Source organism: Bacteroides zoogleoformans, from assembly GCF_002998435.1.
GTDB lineage: Bacteria > Bacteroidota > Bacteroidia > Bacteroidales > Bacteroidaceae > Bacteroides > Bacteroides zoogleoformans.
In genome coordinates this window covers 3008814-3024110 of the sequence record NZ_CP027231.1, presented here as the reverse complement: position 1 = coordinate 3024110, position 15297 = coordinate 3008814, and the positions used below count along the sequence as shown (strand labels likewise).

The 15297-nt window shown below is 44.9% G+C and carries 14 protein-coding genes and 1 pseudogene; 2 read left to right on the top strand and 13 right to left on the bottom strand.

The window, feature by feature from the left end:
- The first annotated feature begins 7 nt into the window (after positions 1-7).
- Together C4H11_RS12670 and dnaG are read left to right on the top strand one after the other, a co-directional pair.
- On the top strand, positions 8-1687 hold the full coding sequence (locus C4H11_RS12670; RefSeq protein WP_106042529.1) for a glycoside hydrolase family 43 protein: 1680 nt from the start codon (positions 8-10) through the stop codon (positions 1685-1687).
- A 188-nt stretch (positions 1688-1875) separates the two neighbouring features.
- Complete coding sequence (gene dnaG / locus C4H11_RS12665) at positions 1876-3981, top strand: DNA primase (RefSeq protein ID WP_106042527.1); 2106 nt, start codon at positions 1876-1878, stop codon at positions 3979-3981.
- 52 nt (positions 3982-4033) lie between these two features.
- Here the strand turns inward: dnaG and folE are convergent, their stop codons facing one another.
- The 13 genes and pseudogenes from folE to C4H11_RS12600 all read right to left on the bottom strand — a co-directional run bounded on the left by folE (position 4034) and on the right by C4H11_RS12600 (position 15219).
- Positions 4034-4621, bottom strand: coding sequence for a GTP cyclohydrolase I FolE (gene folE, locus C4H11_RS12660; protein ID WP_106042525.1), 588 nt, complete (start codon positions 4619-4621; stop codon positions 4034-4036).
- A gap of 11 nt (positions 4622-4632) precedes the next feature.
- The gene (locus C4H11_RS12655; protein ID WP_106042523.1) at positions 4633-5094 is read right to left on the bottom strand and encodes an SPOR domain-containing protein; all 462 of its coding nucleotides are present in this window, start codon (positions 5092-5094) and stop codon (positions 4633-4635) included.
- A gap of 152 nt (positions 5095-5246) precedes the next feature.
- On the bottom strand, positions 5247-6002 hold the full coding sequence (tpiA, locus tag C4H11_RS12650; protein WP_106042521.1) for a triose-phosphate isomerase: 756 nt from the start codon (positions 6000-6002) through the stop codon (positions 5247-5249).
- A 67-nt stretch (positions 6003-6069) separates the two neighbouring features.
- Positions 6070-7365: a BT_3928 family protein gene (locus tag C4H11_RS12645; protein ID WP_106043422.1), complete on the bottom strand. Its 1296-nt coding sequence runs from the start codon at positions 7363-7365 to the stop codon at positions 6070-6072.
- Positions 7355-7897 (bottom strand): DUF1599 domain-containing protein, encoded by a 543-nt coding sequence (locus C4H11_RS12640; protein WP_106042519.1) that lies wholly within the window; start codon positions 7895-7897, stop codon positions 7355-7357. The genes C4H11_RS12645 and C4H11_RS12640 overlap by 11 nt, the downstream gene beginning before the upstream one ends.
- Positions 7898-8027: 130 nt before the next feature.
- On the bottom strand, positions 8028-8894 hold the full coding sequence (locus C4H11_RS12635; RefSeq protein ID WP_106042517.1) for a M23 family metallopeptidase: 867 nt from the start codon (positions 8892-8894) through the stop codon (positions 8028-8030).
- 268 nt (positions 8895-9162) lie between these two features.
- On the bottom strand, positions 9163-11259 hold the full coding sequence (gene recG, locus C4H11_RS12630; protein WP_106042516.1) for an ATP-dependent DNA helicase RecG: 2097 nt from the start codon (positions 11257-11259) through the stop codon (positions 9163-9165).
- Positions 11247-11921 carry a 2-C-methyl-D-erythritol 4-phosphate cytidylyltransferase gene (locus C4H11_RS12625; protein WP_106042514.1) on the bottom strand — a complete coding sequence of 225 codons (675 nt, stop codon included), beginning with the start codon at positions 11919-11921 and terminating at the stop codon, positions 11247-11249. Before C4H11_RS12625 ends, recG begins: the two co-directional genes overlap by 13 nt.
- Before the next feature lie 3 nt (positions 11922-11924).
- Complete coding sequence (locus C4H11_RS12620) at positions 11925-12473, bottom strand: DJ-1 family glyoxalase III (RefSeq protein ID WP_106042512.1); 549 nt, start codon at positions 12471-12473, stop codon at positions 11925-11927.
- Positions 12474-12487: 14 nt separating this feature from the next.
- The gene (locus C4H11_RS12615; protein WP_106042510.1) at positions 12488-13306 is read right to left on the bottom strand and encodes a TonB family protein; all 819 of its coding nucleotides are present in this window, start codon (positions 13304-13306) and stop codon (positions 12488-12490) included.
- 32 nt (positions 13307-13338) lie between these two features.
- On the bottom strand, positions 13339-13752 hold the full coding sequence (locus C4H11_RS12610) for an ExbD/TolR family protein (protein ID WP_106042508.1): 414 nt from the start codon (positions 13750-13752) through the stop codon (positions 13339-13341).
- A gap of 41 nt (positions 13753-13793) precedes the next feature.
- A pseudogene (locus C4H11_RS12605) lies at positions 13794-14506 on the bottom strand (MotA/TolQ/ExbB proton channel family protein).
- A complete protein-coding gene (locus C4H11_RS12600; protein ID WP_106042506.1) occupies positions 14506-15219 on the bottom strand; it encodes a pyridoxine 5'-phosphate synthase in 714 nt (237 codons plus the stop codon). Before C4H11_RS12600 ends, C4H11_RS12605 begins: the two are co-directional and overlap by 1 nt.
- Positions 15220-15297: the final 78 nt, after the last annotated feature.

Sequence of the window (15297 nt, the reverse complement as noted above, 5' to 3'; positions counted from 1 at the left end):
AAAATCCATGAAAACAAATAACCTCTTTTTAGCCCTTGCCCTCTCGCTTGTTTTGCCGCTGAAGGCACAACGAGCGAATTATGTCTCCCAAGTGTGGTGTCCTGACTTAGGAAACGGTAAATATAAGAACCCCGTATTGTATGCAGATTATTCCGATCCGGATGTATGCCGTGTGGGAGACGACTTCTACATGACCTCTTCCAGCTTCAACTGCCTGCCGGGATTGCAGATACTGCACTCCAAAGATTTGGTGAATTGGAAGATTATCGGCGCTGCCGTACCTTATGCGCTCCCTCCGATTGAAGCAACCGAACGTCCGCAACATGGTAACCGAGTATGGGCACCGACCATCCGCCATCACAACGGCGAGTATTACATCTTTTGGGGCGACCCTGACCAAGGAGCTTTCATGGTAAAGGCCAAAAAACCGAAAGGCCCATGGACAGTTCCCGCAATCGTGAAGCGGGGAAAAGGAATCATAGATACCTGCCCTTTCTGGGACGAAGACGGGAAAGTATATATGGTACACGCCTATGCAGGAAGCCGCGCACAACTGAAAAGCGTCATCGCCATCTGCGAACTGAACGCCGACGTCACGGAAGCCATCACACAGTCGCGCATCGTGTTCGACGGTCATGAGGAACATCAGACGTGCGAAGGGCCTAAACTTTACAAACGAGGCGGGTACTACTACATCTTCCATCCGGCAGGCGGCGTTTCTACGGGATGGCAAGTGGTGCAGCGTTCCAAGAACATCTATGGGCCATACGAATGGCGCAAGGTGCTGGCTCAAGGAAACACCTCCGTGAACGGCCCCCACCAAGGGGCTTGGGTAGACACTCCCACCGGGGAAGACTGGTTCCTGCACTTCCAGGACGTGGGGGCCTATGGACGGACGGTACATCTGCAACCCATGAAGTGGACAGACGGTTGGCCTATCATCGGCATCGACAAAGACGGTGACGGGTGTGGAGAACCTGTCCTGACCTACCGTAAGCCTGACGTAGGTAAAAGTTATCCCATCTGCAATCCACAAGAGAGCGACGAGTTCGACGGTTATACCCTCTCTCCGCAATGGCAATGGCATGCCAACATCAACGAGAAGTGGGCTTACTACGCCGGCGAAAAAGGCTTTGTACGCCTGTATTCGTACCCGGTGGTCAACGAGTACAGGAATCTGTGGGACGTCGCTAACCTGCTATTGCAGAAGACGCCCTCGGACAATTTCACCGCCACCATGAAACTTTTTTTCAAGCCTTCGGAGAAATACACCGGTGAGCGTTGCGGGCTAATTGTCATGGGTTTGAATTACGCCGGGATGATACTGGAGAATGCCGTCCACGGCACGGTGCTCTCGCAAGTCTCCTGTTTCAAGGCGGATAAAGACAATCCCGAAGAAGTGAACGGAACCACAAAGCTGAAGAAAGAAGATACTGTTTACTTGCGTGTCACATTCAGCTGCGACGGAAAGAAAATAGCCGAGAGCGAGGGCGGACACGACTTGCAGGTAATGTGCAACTTCAGCTACAGTTTAGACGGTAAACGATATCACACACTGGGGAAGCCTTTTCAAGCCAAAGAAGGAAAATGGATTGGAGCCAAAGTAGGCATGTTTTGTACGCGTCCTGCCATCATCGCCAACGACGGAGGTTGGATGGATGTAGACTGGTTCAGAATCACCCCGTGACGGCCATTGCTTGTCCTGCATGCATATACGCGTCAGTTTGAAAGGTTAACTTCCGACTTTACGGCAAAGAAAGGCGAACCGCGGCACCTGGTGCAACCGCCTTATGCAGCGGGAAAGGAATATTATACGGATGTAAAAAAAATCTCCTGATTTGTGTATATGGCAGGTAAAATTCCTACTTTTGCAACATGATAGATCAAGCCACTATAGACAGGATTTTGGATGCGGCTCAGATTGTAGACGTCGTATCGGACTTCGTCACCCTGCGCAAGCGGGGTGTGAACTATGTTGGTTTGTGTCCTTTCCATAACGAGAAGACACCCTCTTTCAGTGTGTCTCCTTCCAAAGGATTGTGCAAGTGCTTCAGTTGCGGCAAGGGTGGCAATGCCGTGCATTTCATTATGGAGCACGAACAGCTGTCCTATCCGGAAGCATTGAGGTATCTTGCCAAGAAATATGGCATTGAAATTAAAGAGCGGGAACTCACCAACGAGGAGAAGCAAGCACAAAGCGAGCGCGAAAGTTTGTTTATCGTCAACAACTTCGCCCGCGACTACTTTCAGAATATATTAAAGAACCATGCGGACGGGCGGAGCATCGGCATGGCCTATTTCCGCAATCGCGGCTTCCGCGATGACATCATCGAAAAATTTCAGTTGGGCTACTCCACCGAAAGCCACGATGCCCTTGCACAAGAGGCGCTAAAGAAAGGCTACAAAAAAGAATTTCTCACCAAGACCGGCCTTTGCTACGAGACGGACGACCATCGTCTGCGCGACCGTTTCTGGGGACGAGTCATATTTCCTATACACACACTTTCGGGCAAAGTAGTGGCCTTCGGCGGTCGTGTACTGGCCGGTGCCACAAAAGGTGTAAAAGTGAAGTATGTCAATTCTCCCGAATCGGAAATCTATCACAAAAGCAATGAACTTTATGGCATTTACTTCGCCAAGCAAGCCATTGTAAAGCAAGACCGTTGTTTTCTGGTTGAAGGCTACACGGATGTCATCTCCATGCATCAGGCGGGAGTAGAAAATGTGGTGGCTTCTTCGGGAACCGCACTTACTTCCGGACAAATCCGCATGATTCATCGCTTCACCAACAACATGACCATCCTTTATGATGGTGACGAAGCCGGCATACACGCCTCTCTGCGAGGAATAGACATGTTGCTTGAAGAAGGCATGAATATCAAAGTCTGCCTGTTGCCCGACGATGAAGACCCCGACTCGTTTGCCCGCAAGCACAACGCAACGGAATTTCAAACTTTCATACAGCAGAACGAAACAGACTTTATACACTTCAAGACCAATCTGCTGCTGGGAAGCGCAGGGACAGACCCCATCAAGCGTGCCGAACTCATAGGGAATCTTGTACAAAGCATCTCCATCATTCCAGAGGCCATTGTACGCGACGTGTACATCAAGGAGTGTGCCCAACTGCTACGCGTGGAAGACAAGCTGTTGGTTTCTGAAGTAGCCAAGCGCCGAGAGAAGCAAGCGGAACGTGCCGAACGCGAACGGCGGGCAGCCAATGCCGCGAAAAGCAATGCAGAAGCAGGTGACAATGCCGGCAATGCGGATGTATCGGCTTCCGAATCAGATACAGGACAAGCTGTTGTTGGTTACTCTTCAGAAGTTTTTCCACCGGTCGGTCTTCCCAGTGAAGTTCCCCCCGCTTCGCAGCAAGAAGAGGCATATGTTTCTTTCATCCCACAAGAAGGAAAAGAAGGACAGGAATTTTATAAATACGAACGGTTGATCCTCCAAATGGTAGTGCGTTACGGAGAAAAAGTGATGTGCAACGTCAGCAACGAAGAGGGGCAGGAGACTCCCATTACCGTAACCGAATATATTGTCAACGACCTGAAAGAAGACGATCTTGCCTTTCATAATCCACTTCACCGACAAATACTATCAGAAGCGGCAGCTCACATTCATAAGGAAGGCTTCATCGCCAAGCGGTACTTCATGTCACACCCCGATCCTATCATCAGCAGACTGTGTGTAGAGCTTATCAACAACCGCTATCAGCTAAGCAAATATCACTCAAAAAGCCAGAAGATTGTGACGGACGAAGAGCGTCTCTACGAACTGGTTCCTACGTTGATGATAAACTTCAAATATGCCATTGTCAGCGAAGAACTGAAACACATCATGTTTGTCTTACAAGATCCCACCGTCATCAAAGATGAAGCACGCTGCGACAGCACCATGAAACGCTACAATGAATTGCGCGAAGTGAAAAGTATCATGGCAAAACGCCTGGGAGACAGAGTCGTGATAAGTTTCTAACCCTAAAAAGAAATCTCTTAATCCTTGGAGCCAAGAGATAAAAGGAGGTTCTTCACGAATTATTCCGAATTAAATTCATAAACTCCTCACGAGTTTTGGCCTGGTTGAAAGCTCCCGTAAAATCAGAAGTGGTGGTAATGGAGTTCTGTTTCTCAACACCACGCATCTGCATACACATATGTTTAGCTTCTACCACCACCATTACTCCTAATGGATTCAAAGTCGCCTGAATGCATTCCTTGATTTGCAACGTCATACGTTCCTGGACCTGCAAACGATGAGAGAATATATCTACCACACGGGCTATTTTACTCAGCCCCGTAATGTAACCGTTAGGAATGTACGCCACATGTGCCTTGCCGTAAAACGGAAGCATGTGGTGCTCGCAGAGCGAAAAGAAATCAATGTCTTTCACAATAACCATCTGGCTATACTCTTCCTGAAACTTGGCCGAACGAAGCACCTCATGCGGATCCATATGATATCCTTTTGTCAATGACAACATGGCTTTTGCCACTCGTTCCGGAGTTTTCAGCAGGCCTTCACGCTCGGCATCTTCGCCTAACAGGGTGAGAATACGATGATAATGTTCCTTCAGTTGGTTCAATGAAGGAGATGCGATTTCTTCTTTTTCTAACATGATTCTTTAATTTACAAAGGAATGTTTATCTGCTCTTTCACAATCGATACTTCTTTAAACACACCGGTAGCACGCAACCGCCGCATCATAGCATCTGCTTCTTCAATACTGCGGTAATCTCCTGCACGACACAGCCAACGAGGAGGATTGAAAGAAGTATAGACCATAAGATCCGGAAAATATTCTTTAATGCGGGCAGCTACTGCATAAGCCTCGTTCTTGGCCTGACGGGTATTATTACCGGCATAAACTTGTATGCGATAGCCCGAACTCTTAATCACTTTCTGCCCATCCACACCGGCAGTAGAAACAGATTCCACACCTATCAAAGCCGCGATACGGCTATCTTGGTGAATAGTCACCTTGCCTTGCCCCGGCACACTGCGCTCCAAGCTTTTCACAATATTATTCTGTGCCAGAGAAAAGACAGCAAAGGCAAAACTGACAATAAAAAGCAAGACAAACTTCTTCATGACAATTAATTTAATGATGATTATAAATAACACAGCCAACGCCCTATTGTTAGTACGAATCAGGCAGATTTCACGAATATAGATCAAAATCTACTCATCCGTGAAATCTACACCTGACATTATATCATAATGCAAAAGTATGCAAGGGCTATTTACTTAAAAGCATCAATAATGCCCTTGAAGTCAGCGACACTCAAGGCAGCACCGCCAATCAGGCCACCGTCTACATCCGGATTAGCAAACAACTCCTTCGCATTAGAAGGCTTGCAGCTACCGCCATAAAGAATAGAGCAATTATCTGCCACTTCCTTGCCATATTTCGCAGCTACTGTCGAACGGATGAAAGCATGGATTTCCTGCGCTTGGTCCGGAGTGGCAGTCTTACCTGTACCGATAGCCCAAACCGGTTCGTAAGCTAAAATAATTTTAGAGAAATCTTCAGCAGACAAAGAGAATACAGAAGCCAGCTGAGAAGCCACAACTTCATTCTGCTTGTCAGCTTCGCGTTCTTCCAGCACTTCGCCAATACAGAATATCGGAGTAAGACCGTTAGTCAAAGCCAACTTAACTTTTTCTTCGAGGATAGCAACAGTTTCACCATAATATGCACGACGTTCAGAGTGCCCCAGAATCACATATTTTGCTCCCGTAGAAGCAACCATAGAAGCAGAAACCTCACCGGTATATGCACCCGATGCTTTGTCTGCACAATTTTCTGCGCCTACACCGATTTTAGCAACATCCACCAAAGGAGTAACAGATGCCAGGTGAATAAACGGAGTACAGATAACTACATCACAGTTGGGCTTTTCATTAGCCAATGCTTCATTCAGTTCTTTTGCAAGAGCAACACCCTCCTGAAGGGTCTTGTTCATTTTCCAGTTTCCTGCAACAATGTTTTTTCTCATTTTATTTATTTATTAAAAGGGTTAATGTATTTAGTCTTTATGATTTAAAGGGTCATGAACGGTTGTATTATATTTCCTTTTTCATTCTGCTTCTTTCGCGCCGCTTCACAACGAAAACATCAAGTCCAATCACCATCAACAACGGAATGATGAAGTACAATAGCACATAGCCTATGGTCCGCACATCACTTACCTGCTTCTGCTGTCCTAAAGGCAGTTTCTCCAAACGGTCAGTCAGTACATACTCATCCGGCAGATTCACATCAGACCACTTATTCAACACCGTTCCATCTTTTATCAGCAATAAGCCCGGATTAGAGCGGATAATGGTTTTCAACATAATGTCATCCATCTGACAAAAAGGATACTCCGCTCCCGTCTTATCACGCCACAAAGCTATCTCATCTATCGGAGATGAAGTCAAGGCATAGAAACCATAACCATGATCCACACAATAATCATATATTTCATTGATGAGATCGATATTACTATCGTCGGCTTCCTCTATACGGTGCGCAACCAGCAAGAACGTATATCCTTTATCAGCCAACACGCTATCTGTTATATCTTCCCATGTATCCAGACTCATCATCGAAAAATCATGGATGGAAGGCTCATATCCTTTTTCTTTCAGTATAGTGCGCGACTCTATAAAAGTCCATGTACTATCCGGATAATCCTCTAATGTAAACTCTCTGCGTTCACCATTCTTCTCTAAAACAAAGCGACTCTCAAAAACACTTGGTTTAACTCCTTCCGGAATTTCCATGCCAACCCTTATATTCTTTCCAATCTTATAAGGACGAAAATCTAAGATTGGCAGATTCTGTAAACAATAGAAAGACAAAGCAAAAACAAACAAGACTGTGTACATGGAAATCATCCACTCTACGTTGGGAGTGATGAAGCGTACTTGCAACCTTTGCCACTTGAAGACAGAGATTGCCACTATCAACAGCACAGCATTTTTTCCAAAAGTTTGCCAGTTGGTTAAAACCCAAGCGTCACCAAAACATCCACAATCAGAGATTGGATTAGCCAAAGCCAAATAGAATGTCAAAGGAGTCATAACAATCATGAAAAGCAGCACCAATAAAGCCGCCACCTTACGCCGTATTCCCAAAAGCAGGAAAACACCGATACTAAACTCCAGTGCGGGTAATGCCACGCTCATCAGAAAGGACAATTTGCCCTCCAAAAAGGAGGTCATCCTAAAAGCAATCGAATAATCCCCAATTTTATAGTAGAGCCCTAACGGATCGACAGCCTTCACAAAACCGGAGAACACGAACAAGACTCCAAGTAGAAGACAGCAGAAGTTCACCCATACTTTCTCGACAATATGTATTTTGTCAATCTCCAAGTTCAATCTTGATTAAGCCGAAAACAGAATAATTAATCATATCCATATAGTTGGCATCAACTCCTTCTGAAACCAATGTTTGTCCGGAAAGACTTTCAATCTGTTTTGTCCGACTGAGCTTCATTAAAATCAAATCGGTGTACGAACTAATAAGCATACTACGCCACGCCTCATCATAATCATGATTTTTAGCAAGCATCAAGTCCAGTGAATTCCCGGCATGTTTATCATATAATGCCAAAGCTTCTTCATTGCTTATATCGGGCTTCTCAGCATAACCTAATTCAAGTTGTATCAATCCGATTATTCCATAGTTAATGATAGCAATGAATCCCGCCCGAATGTCTTCGTCAATCAGAGTGATGCCTTTTGTTTCAATGCTTCTAATACGATTGGCTTTAATGAATATTTGATCTGTCACAGAAGTGGGGCGAAGGATACGCCATGCCGTACCATAATCATGAAGTTTCTTAGAAAACAAGTCACGGCACATCGCTATGACATGTTCAAATTGTTGCTTGGTTTCTTCCATTTTTTATCTTCGTATTTTGCGGCAAAGGTAGGAATAATTAAAGGAACTACAAAGTTCGTACTACCCGCGTTTAAAAAGAGAATACAAAGATGATTCAATATTGTCCACCCTATAGGGATTGTTTACGCTTTTATGAACAACGTAATACTTGTCCCGGACGCAAAACAGTCCTACGCGTAATTCGATTCAGTTTACACAACTTGTCTATGGTTACACCCTGACGAGATGCAATTCGTCCCAGTGTATCGCCTTTCTTCACTTTATAGAACATACCTTCACCGGCAATTTGGCGTGCTGTGCTCGGAGTTCCTTTTGTCTTGTGAAATGTGTAAGAATCAGCAACAATGTCTTGTTTCTCAAAATCGAACAATAATGCCGGGTCAATAGGTATTCCCAAAAAACGAGTTTCAAAGTGGAGATGTGAACCGGTAGAACGCCCCGTATTACCACCCAAGGCAATCGGTTCACCGGCTTTTACCAACTGGTTTTCATCAACCATTTGTTTAGACAAATGGCCATATACGGTTTCCAAACCATTATCATGGCGAAGGACAACATATTTTCCATAGCCACGACGCCCTTGATTCTTGACAATACGTACTTTTCCGTCAAAAGCAGCCCGAATGGTATCGCCCACGTAAACCTTGATATCCAAGCCATAGTGCATTCTACGTCTTCTGGGACGATAGCCGAAAACATCCGTTATACGGGTATTAGTAGTAGGCATACAGAAACCTGTCAAGTCGAACGTATAACTTTCCGGCACGATGACATCACCATAGGCCTGCACACGTTCGTTATTCCAATCTGAATATAAGTCTAAACCGGGATATAAAGTTTGCTCTGCACGTATTTGTTTTTGCAAAGACAATGAATCTACGCTTTTTAACTTTCTATCAATGGGAGCTTGACGTGCAATGAGATCTTGGGAGAAAGAATTCAGACTGACCATTGCTGTCGCTGCTAATAATGTAGTTTTAATCCAATTAAAATCCATTCGTTCCGTTATTCTTTTTCATGTTCACTATACGTATTTTTCGGTTAATTAAAGGCCAATAACCTTACGCAAGTATCCAGATTGATTAAAAAATTCTTCCAAAGGTAAGATTTTTCCATGAAAAAACAGATGGCACATTAAGCATTTTTTCAGAAAAGGATTGAATAGGGAAAGGAAAAACTTTCTTAAACCTTTATAAATAGGGAGGTTAAGAACAAACATGTTTTACAGCATAAGAATGTAAACAAAATGAATATTTAATCGTTTATCAGCTGATGCCTGCCCAATTGACATTCGTCTTTCGCAAAGCTTTCAACTGTCTCCACAATATTTCATTCTCCGGCAATACCCCATTGGGATCGGCATCCACCACTGTTAGGGCCACCTCACGAACATATTGAAGCAGTTGTCCATCACGAGCTATATCGGCTATTTTCAGATCGAAGGCAACACCACTTTGCTGTGTTCCCTCCAGATCACCCGGACCACGCAGCTTTAAGTCAGCCTCCGCTATCTCAAACCCATCGTTAGTGCGCACCATAATCTCCAAACGTTTCCGCGTGTCTTCAGCCAATTTATATCCGGACACTAAAATACAATAAGATTGGTTGGCTCCACGTCCTACACGCCCTCTAAGCTGATGAAGCTGAGACAATCCGAAGCGTTCGGCATTTTCAATTATCATCACCGTAGCATTCGGCACATCCACCCCTACTTCTATCACGGTAGTAGCTACCATTATCTGCGCTCCGCCGGAAACAAACAGTTGCATCTGCGCATTCTTCTCGGATGCTTTCATCTTTCCATGCACCTTGCAGACTTTACACTCCGGAAATTCTTCTCGAATATGCAAATACCCCTCTTCGAGATTCTTCAAATCAAATTTTTCACTTTCTTCTATCAGAGGAAAAACAATATAGATTTGCCTTCCTTCGGCTATCTGCTTGTGCATAAACTGATATAAGCTCGTTATGCGATTTTCAAACTGATGCAGGGTCACAATGGACTTGCGACCGGGAGGCAGTTCGTCTATGACAGATACATCCAAATCGCCATACAATGTCATGGCCAATGTACGAGGAATGGGGGTTGCAGTCATAACCAACACATGAGGAGGTTGTGCATTTTTAGTCCACAAGCGTGCACGTTGGGCAACGCCAAAACGATGCTGCTCGTCAATCACCACCAACCCGAGCGAAGCAAAATTCACAGTGTTTTCAATGACCGCATGCGTACCTATTAATATATGTATGTCGCGAGTCAACAATCCAGAAAGAATTCTTTCACGCCGTTTTCCTTTGACAGAACCGGTCAGCAGCTCCACACGAATATCCATCCCATATAGTAGTTGACGGATAGTTTCGTAATGCTGATTTGCCAGAATTTCGGTAGGAGCCATCATACACGCCTGATAACTGTTATCAAGTGCGATAAGCATACTCATCAGTGCGACCAATGTCTTTCCGCTCCCCACATCCCCCTGCAAGAGTCTGTTCATCTGTCTGCCTGCACCTACATCTTTACGGATTTCCTTGAGAACTCTTTTTTGGGCATTGGTCAGCTCGAATGGCAAATTCCGAGAATAAAAAGTATTAAAAATCTCTCCTACTCTTTCAAAAATATAGCCACGATATTTTCGTTGACGGTCTTTAGCATACCGCAGAATATTCAACTGTACATAAAACAATTCTTCAAATTTCAAACGATACTGCGCCTTACGCAGCAACTCCGGGTTAGAGGGGAAATGAATATTGATCAGCGCATCCCTCAATGGCATCAAGTGATGTCTGGCAAGGATGGAGGGTGAAAGTGTCTCCGGCAATGGCTCGTGCAACAGCTTCACCACTGCATTCATCATTTTTTCAATGGCATGTGAATTAAGGAAACTCCGTTTCATCTTTTCCGTGGTGTTATAATAAGGTTGTAATCCCATGGAAGATGACTTCAATTCCGACACAAGGTCTACGTCCGGATGCACAATATTTATTCTACCATTAAAAACGGTCGGCTTACCGAATACAACATACTCCTGATTTACCCTATATTTACCTATCAGAAATTTAATGCCTTGAAACCAAATCAAATCCACCACTCCCGTATTATCCGAAAAATGAGCAATCAGCCTTCGTTGACGACCTTCACCGGCTGTTTCGAAGCTAAGGATTTTTCCTTTCAGCTGAATATAAGGCATGGCCCCGTCAATCTCGCAAATAGAATAAACGCGACTTCGGTCTACATATTTATAAGGGAAATAATATAAAAGATCATGCAAAGAATAGATGCCCAACTCTTTATTAAGCACCGCGGCACGCTGCGGACCTACACCCGACAAATATTTTATGTCATGCGTGACTAAATCGAACATGATTGCATAAGAGCTACTGCTATTTTTAAATCAAAAGGAGTGGTTATTTTAATATTTTCTCTGTTGCCCGCGGTCAAAAAGACAGATTCCCCCAGTGCTTCTACAACAGACGCATCATCTGTAAAATGGGGAGTATATGTTTGCTCATATGCTTTTTTCAGCAATTTCGCATCAAAGACTTGAGGTGTCTGCACAAGTCTATAATCGTCTCGTTTGACCGTCACGCTATCATCTCTAGATAAACGACGTAGAGTTTCTACCACCCTTACAACAGGGACCACCGCTTTTTTTTCTGCCGCCAATTCATAGCAGCGAGCAATAACCTCAGGCGAAACAAACGGACGCACTCCATCATGTACCCCTACCAAGGCAGGTGTTTCCACCAAAGCCAAACCGTTTTTCACGGAATGGAAACGAGTTTCTCCCCCATCTGCCATGGCATATCGCAATGAGAAATGGAATTCGCGACACAACCGTTCCCAATACTCCTGCTGGTTGCGGGGAAGAACCAATATTATCTGTATTTCCGGATCACAGCCATAAAAGACTTCCAACGTACGCATCAGAACAGGCTTACCTCCTATCGAAAGAAACTGTTTGGGAAGTTCGCCCCCCATGCGCAAGCCTTTGCCACCCGCTACTATCAGAACATACCGATTCATAAATCACTGAACACACATTGCTTCCTTCAATTCCTCTACCTTTTCCTTGCCTTGAAGCAATTCCACTATAGTCAATGCAAACTCCATGGCCGATCCCGGTCCTCTTCCCGTGATGATATTACCATCTCTCTCCACCGGAGCCCCTGTACATTCAGCCCCCTCAAGATACTGTTCAAATCCGGGATAGCAAGTTGCCTTTTTACCCTTCAACAGGCCCAATTTGCCCAGCACCATAGGAGCGGCACAGATAGCTGCCATCGGTTTATTCTCCTCAAAAAAGCGCATGATAAGTTTGCGTAGTTCATCGCATTTCTCTAAAGTCGCAGCCCCCGGCATACCACCGGGAAGCAACAAAAGCTCCGCATCAAAGAAGTCGCAATTTACCACGTTTTTGTCGCACAGAACGGGAATATCATGTGCCCCCATCACTATTTCGTCCGGGGTTACGGTGACCATTTCCACATTCATTCCGGCACGTCTCATCACATCTACAGAAGTGAAAGCTTCTATCTCTTCAAATCCGTCGGCAAAAAAAACATACACTGTACCCATAATTCTTTCCTCACTTATTTCAAGTTAAAATAATACGTTATTGTCCCCATTTGATTGTTCAGCCCACTCACCGTATTGAAGCGAGCTTTTTTAGCCGCATCTTCCGCCGCCTTCCGTAATGCGGGATTCACGGTATTGGTCTGGCGGTTGATACTTGTCGCTATTACATATCCGGCAGGGTTCACTGTAATTGTAACAACGACCTTTCCCTCGTCTTGCACGTTGTATGCAGGGCGAGGCAATCCTCCCTCGCCAATGGAACGTCCATTGAGACTGAATGTCCCGTAACCTCCTCTGCCGGAAGTTGTACCGGCAGGAGCATTTCCTTCAGGAGCCCCTTGAAAGCCTTCTCCATTTGTAGGACCCTTGCTACCCATTTGTGAACCCTTTCCAAAAGCTCCCGCAACCCGACTACGTGCAGTTTCTTCCGCCTCCTTGCGTTCCCGCTCAGCTTTGGTCTCTGCCAATCGGCGAGCTTCTGCCTTTTTTTCGATCTCTGTTTTTTCAGGTTTCTTTACTTCTTTAGGCTCCTTCACCCCCGTTTTAAGCTTCAACGCCACAGTTTCTTCCACCTCTTGCGTAATAAGTTCTTGTTCCTGCACCTCTCGCATTTCCCGGGCAGACTCCTCGGGCATAACATTTACTTCCACCAAAGAAGGGTCGGCAGCTCCAAGCGCATCGGGCACCTCTCCTATCATAACAGGTACTCCTCCCTCCTCCATCGGTTCAGGCAACGCAAATCCCACCAATATCAAAAGGGCAATGATGGCAGCATGCACCAAAAGTGCACCTGCCGCACCAATATATTTTCCTTTTTCCTTCTGATTCAGCATACGGTATCTGCGTTTGAATAAGCAATTAAAAACTATTTTCCTTCCGGTGGACGGGTAGCCAACACTATTTTGAATTTATTCTCGTTTGCAATATTCAGCACTTTCACTACTTCTCTATAAGGCACTGTTTCATCGGCATACAAAGCAATATACATTTCAGGCTCTTTCTCGGCACACGACTGAAGGAAAGGAGGCAATTCTCCCAATCTCAACTGTCGCTCTTTGTCATTACCAAAAGCCGCATAATAGTTCAAATCGGCATCGATGATGACTCTTGTCAGAGGCCGGGCGGATGTCTGTTGCTTTCCTTGTGGCAACAACACTTTGATGGCATTGGGAAACACCATGGTCGATGTTATCATAAAGAAAATCAACAGCAGGAAAATCAAGTCCGTCATGGATGCCATGCTGAAAGCGGGTGATATTTTAGCTCTACGTTTTAACATCTTATTGAATTGCTAATCATTAATTCTTCTATTACGAATCATCAATGCGCAGGTTCGTTCAGCAAATCCATGAACGCCATTGTCTTGGCCTCCATCTTATTGACCACGCCATCCACCAGCGTCACCAAATAGTTGTAGGAAAACATGGCTATGATGCCGACAATCAAACCGCCTACTGTGGTAATCATCGCTTCATAGATACCACCCGAAAGCATTGTGATATCAATGTTGTTTCCGGCGTTCGCCATCTGCCAGAAGGCCTTAACCATACCAGTCACCGTGCCAAGAAAGCCTATCATGGGGGCACCTCCGGAGATGGTTGCCATGATGGTCATTCCTTTCTCCAATTTGGCCACTTCTATGTTCCCTACATTCTCAATAGCAGCCTGCACATCGTTCACCGGACGTCCCAAGCGACTAATTCCTTTCTCAATCATACGGGCAGCAGGCGTATTCACACTACGGCAATAGGCAATGGCCGCTTTCAGTTCTCCTCCCAGAATATAATCCTTTATCTTATCCATAAATAAAGGTTCTTCTCTCCCTGCCTTCCGGATAACATAATTACGCTCGAACAAGATATAAAAACAAAGCAAAGACATCAAACCTAACACAATCATGATCCCCCCCCTTTGACAGCCATGCTCCATAAGTTCATTTCATCGGAAGCATTTACTTGTGTCAATACCGGGGCACCTACAGCAGAATCAGTCAGTACCGAAGCTGCTTGAACCAATAACAACATTATATTCATCAGTGAAGACAGTTTTTATATTCCTGAATAGTACGTTCAAGTCCCAAATAAAGCGCATCGCTAATCAGTGCATGACCGATAGAGACTTCGTCCAGCCACGGAATGTTTTGATAAAAATAATTCAAATTAATTAGACTCAAATCATGCCCTGCATTCAAGCCCAATCCTAAACTACGAACTACCTTAGCAGCCTCAACAAAAGGAGTCACTGCCGCTTCACGGTTTTGGGCGTATGCCTTTGCATAAGGTTCTGTATAAAGCTCCACACGGTCGGCACCCGCTTTGGCTGCATATTCTATCATTTCGGCTTCGGTAGAAACAAATACGGAAGTACGAATGCCGGCATTGTTGAATTTATCCAACACTTCGTTTAAGAATTCGAAATTGCTTTTAGTATCCCAACCGGCATTCGACGTTATTTGTTCAGGACTGTCGGGCACTAAAGTGACCTGATGCGGTTTCACCTTCAAAACCAAGTCTATAAATTCGGGAGCGGGATACCCTTCAATGTTAAATTCCGTATGCAACAACGGTCGCAAATCATATACATCCTTCCGACGTATATGTCTCTCATCGGGGCGAGGATGCACGGTAATGCCGTCAGCGCCAAATTTTTCACAATCCAACGCCACTCCTACCACATCCGGAACATTTCCTCCGCGGGCATTTCGCAGCGTTGCTATTTTGTTTATATTCACACTCAATCTTGTCATAATCCGTATCATTGTTTGGGGCAAAAGTACAAATAATCGTGATACATCTGCTGCATTCCAAGAAAAAATAGCATATTT